This window comes from Desulfobacterium sp. N47, assembly GCF_051233685.1.
Taxonomy (GTDB): Bacteria; Desulfobacterota; Desulfobacteria; order Desulfobacterales; family RPRI01; genus RPRI01.
In genome coordinates this window covers 1-4010 of record NZ_JBAMMY010000116.1, presented here as the reverse complement: position 1 = coordinate 4010, position 4010 = coordinate 1, and the positions used below count along the sequence as shown (strand labels likewise).

Here is a 4010-nt window from a genome sequence, read left to right as displayed (position 1 = left end):
TTATGAACTCATGAGCTGTTTTTTTCTTTATCCTCGCACCTTTAACCTTGCCCCTTGCACCTTTCTTTTCCCTCATCAACTCACGAACTCATGAGCTGTTTTTTCACCTTTATCCTTTAACCTATCTTTTTAAGCGCTTTTGCAGCAGATTGCTTGACCTTTATCCTGTACTTCAAATTTCAAGTTCTTTTTTCAAATCTTCCCAGGGGGTAGGCTCACCGGGCTCGCTTTTAGCTTTCCATGCATCTTCAATATCAATTTTATCCTCGATTTCCTGCAATAATTTCAGTTCTTTCATTGAAACCAGAGCAGCTATAGATTCCCCTCGCCTGGTCAGAACAAAGGATTCATCTCCATACGCTACCCGATTAATAATATCTGCAAATTTTTTCCTCGCATCAGCTGTTGTTATTTTTTTTAACATGAAAAACATCCTTCCATCTAATTATTGCCAAATAGTACGTTTTGTACATATTGTATCTAAAACAAATGCGAATGTCAATCGGCTTTTTATCTGACAACAGGGTAACCGCATTTGGATTTAACATATTCTTTGATGGTTATGTAAAAATCCACAAACCGTTATGCCGGTTTTGATGTTTAAAAAACTATTAAACGGTGTATTAATTCCAAATGCGGTTACCCTGGTGATTTCTTTATTAAGTCTTGCTTTTTGGCTTTAGTTTCCATATATTGATTTATCAAGTATACAGAGACTTCGCCCGGCATCAATATGGACTGCAATGCAGATTGATCCGGTTTAATAGATGGGGAATCAACTTTGATAGATGACATAGTATGGCTTGACAGCATTGTCGATAAACTTGCTTTCCCCTCACCAACTCATGAACTCACGAACTTATGAGCTGTTTTTTTCTTTATCCTTGCACCTTTAACCTTGCCCCTTGCACCTTTCTTTCCCCTCACCAACTCATGAACTCACGAACTCATGAGCTGTTTTTTATCTTTCACCTTTAACATTTGTATAACGCACTGGGGCAAACAAAACAAGGCCGTTATTTATCGATATTTTTCATTAAGAAATTGAATAATAAGGTTTTGATCATTACAGCGCGGGATATGAACAGGAAAGAAAGAAAAAGATATGAAAAAAAGTAAAAAGATAGAAGATATGTCTATTTATCAAGCATCGGCTTTCTGGGATGAACATGACTTTACCGAATTTGATGATGTTCAGGAAGTAAGAGATATTAAATTTAATCTCGTAAAGAAAAAATATGTCGGGCTGGATATGAACATATATTCCAAGATCCGGAAGAAGGCACGAAAATTACATATAACCGAGGATGTTCTGATTAATGAATGGTTGCGCGAAAAAGCTGAAGCATAGTGTAAGAATAAACACGCCGGTTTCTGTTCTCGGTTGACTGTTATCTGTAAACCACAAACTGACAACCGCTTTCCACTCATAACTTTATGAAAAAACTCTGAGACTCTGTGTACTCTGTGAGAGATTTTTTTAGCCTGCGAACATAGGCGATGCCTCATTGCCTGTCCGGTATCCGGCCGGCAGGCAAAACATCCTGTCCATCCTGTTAATCCTGTCTAATAAAACCTCGGTGAATCAATGCGTTGTACCGAGAACACTTGCAGACGTTTTCGAATATGACTTTATTTGTAAACGTCTCCCTTACTAAGGAAATTTCTTACAAAACCGGCAATCGTTTTTTTATCGATTATCGCGTGACATTCCTGAAAGGATCTGATATATGCTAATTATGATCAATAATACGGAAATACTTAGAAAATTTGAATCTGACTTTATCAGAAGTCAGGGCGTTCTTCCATATGAGAAATCTCTGAAACTCTTTACTGCTATGTGGAAAGAAGGCATAATGCTTGGGGTGTTTCCACCTGTTGACCCAATGGCAGGTATCGAGGTTGATATTCGAATGGCCCGGATTTTAAATACATGTTTGACGAAACCATAGCCCGCATAGGCGCTTGTCTTGAAAAAGCTGAAATCCCATATATGATAATCGGTGGGCAAGCTGTTCTATTGTACGGTGAGCCCCGCCTTACCCGCGATATCGATATCACTCTTGGCGTCAATATAGATAGACTCGAAAATATTCTTGCTATAGTACAACATCTTTTTCTCAAACCTCTTCCGGAAGATATATCAGCCTTTGTCCGTCAGACCATGGTTTTACCCACTTCGGATGAGACAACAGGCATCCGGGTAGACTTTATATTTTCTTTTTCTCCCTATGAATCCCGGGCAATCCGAAGAGCAAAAAAAATAAAAATTCTGAATCAGAATGTTTGTTTCGCCTCGGTTGAGGATCTCATTATCCATAAAATTTTTGCAGGACGGCCAAGAGATATCGAAGATGTGCGTTCAGTAGTTATGAAAAATCCAGCCATAGATATCAACTACATAGAAAAATGGCTGAAAGACTTCGATGCCTCAACCGATGAAAAAATTTTTTTAGACAGCTTCAGGAAAATAGCTGCATACTGTAAACCGTAAACCGCTTTTCCCTTTTTTCCCCTCGAATCATAGAATCCTCGAATCCTTGAACCCTTCTTCCATCTTCTGTCAGATTCTAATTGAACCTTATAAATTGTCGTTGGAGGTTATCATGTTATTAAAGTATATTCCGGCGGCGCTTCACCATGCAAAATATTAAATTCTGCCCGATGATGGCAGCTATTATGGCGAAATTTCGGAATGCAATGGCGTTTACGCAAATGCGAAAACGCTTGAAAACTGTCGAGAGGAACTTAGGGAAATTTTAGAAGAGTGGATCCCTTTTCGTGTTCATGAAAATCTCTCATTGCCTGTCCGGCATCCGGCCGTCAGGCAAAAATCCTGTCCATCCTGTTAATCCTGTCTAAAAATACTCTGCGACTCTGTGTACTCTGTGAGAAAAATACGGACGTATCGCAATACGCCCCTACACCTTCAACCTTCCTTTCCCCTTATCAACTCACCAACTCACGAACTTATGAGCTGCATTTTTAATCTTTCCCCTTGAACCTTTCACCTTTATCCTTGAGCCTTATTTCCCTTATCAACTCATGAACTTACGAGCTTATGAGCTGTTTTTTCACCTTTCCCCTTGAACCTTTCACCTTTATCCTTTAACCTTCCTTTCCCCTTATCAACTTATGAACTCATCAACTTATGAGCTATTTTTTTATCTTGTCCTTGAACCTTTCACCTTTATCCTTTAACCTTCCTTTCCCCTTATCAACTTATGAACTCATCAACTTATGAGCTATTTTTTTATCTTGTCCTTGAACCTTAAACCTTCTTCTTTCAACTTTATATGGGCGGGTTATGAACCAGCCCCTACATCTTTCTTTTCCTGACTCCTGAGCTCAGGCCCCTTCAAACCGCTTTTCTCCGCCAACTCATAAATCCGGTTTATCTTTTCCTTGCTTTTTGGCTTTCGCTACCATATATTCTTACCAGTAAGATTTATCAACCAAATGGAGGATTATTATGGCTAATATTGCAACAACAAAAATGACATCGAAAGGGCAGGTCGTTATCCCTGAAAATATTAGAAAACAATTAAACTTAAAGGCTGGAACTCAATTCGTGGTTGTTGGGGAAAAGGATGTTATAATTCTGAAAAATATTGAGCCGCCATCATTTGGCGAGGTTGGCGATCTTATAACTGAAGCCAGAGAAAAAGGTAAACAGGCCGGAATTAAAAAGTCTGATATCGGCGATGCCATTTTAAGGGTACGGAATAAAAAGAAATGAGAGTTATCCTTGATACGAATGTAATCATATCAGGAATTTTTTTCAGCGGCCCTCCATCAAAAATTCTTAAAGCATGGGGAAACAAGAACTTACAAATTGTACTTTCACAACAAATTCTCGATGAATACAAATGAGTTCCTTCAAAAAGAGGGAATTCACGAAGAGGTCACTGCAGCAGCTTTTAAACGAATCATTGCACGGCAGTTGGATAACGTGATGAAATCTAAACATATCACCAAATCTGAGATGGCATCTCGAATGCACACCAGCC

General features: G+C 38.9%; 7 protein-coding genes. 6 read left to right on the top strand and 1 reads right to left on the bottom strand.

The annotated features are described in order from the left end of the window. Positions 1 to 172: 172 nt before the first annotated feature. Entirely contained in the window at positions 173 to 424 is a 252-nt protein-coding gene (locus VXK47_RS06995) for a type II toxin-antitoxin system Phd/YefM family antitoxin (RefSeq protein ID WP_435548054.1), read from the bottom strand. A gap of 681 nt (positions 425 to 1105) precedes the next feature. On the opposite strand from VXK47_RS06995, the gene VXK47_RS06990 reads away from it, so the two are divergent. The 6 genes from VXK47_RS06990 (at position 1106) to VXK47_RS06965 (ending at position 3873) form a co-directional block, all read left to right on the top strand. Next, entirely contained in the window at positions 1106 to 1351 is a 246-nt protein-coding gene (locus VXK47_RS06990) for a CopG family antitoxin (RefSeq protein ID WP_435548053.1), read from the top strand. Between the two features lie 379 nt (positions 1352 to 1730). Continuing rightward, positions 1731 to 1952, top strand: a complete 222-nt coding sequence (locus tag VXK47_RS06985) for a hypothetical protein (RefSeq protein WP_435548052.1) — start codon at positions 1731 to 1733, stop codon at positions 1950 to 1952. Continuing rightward, a complete protein-coding gene (locus VXK47_RS06980; RefSeq protein ID WP_435548051.1) occupies positions 1934 to 2494 on the top strand; it encodes a nucleotidyl transferase AbiEii/AbiGii toxin family protein in 561 nt (186 codons plus the stop codon). Before VXK47_RS06985 ends, VXK47_RS06980 begins: the two co-directional genes overlap by 19 nt. A 160-nt stretch (positions 2495 to 2654) precedes the next feature. After that, positions 2655 to 2852, top strand: a complete 198-nt coding sequence (locus VXK47_RS06975; protein ID WP_435548055.1) for a hypothetical protein — start codon at positions 2655 to 2657, stop codon at positions 2850 to 2852. A gap of 620 nt (positions 2853 to 3472) precedes the next feature. Next, entirely contained in the window at positions 3473 to 3739 is a 267-nt protein-coding gene (locus tag VXK47_RS06970) for an AbrB/MazE/SpoVT family DNA-binding domain-containing protein (RefSeq protein WP_435548050.1), read from the top strand. Continuing rightward, the gene (locus tag VXK47_RS06965; protein WP_435548049.1) at positions 3736 to 3873 is read left to right on the top strand and encodes a PIN domain-containing protein; all 138 of its coding nucleotides are present in this window, start codon (positions 3736 to 3738) and stop codon (positions 3871 to 3873) included. Before VXK47_RS06970 ends, VXK47_RS06965 begins: the two co-directional genes overlap by 4 nt. Positions 3874 to 4010 lie beyond the last annotated feature (137 nt).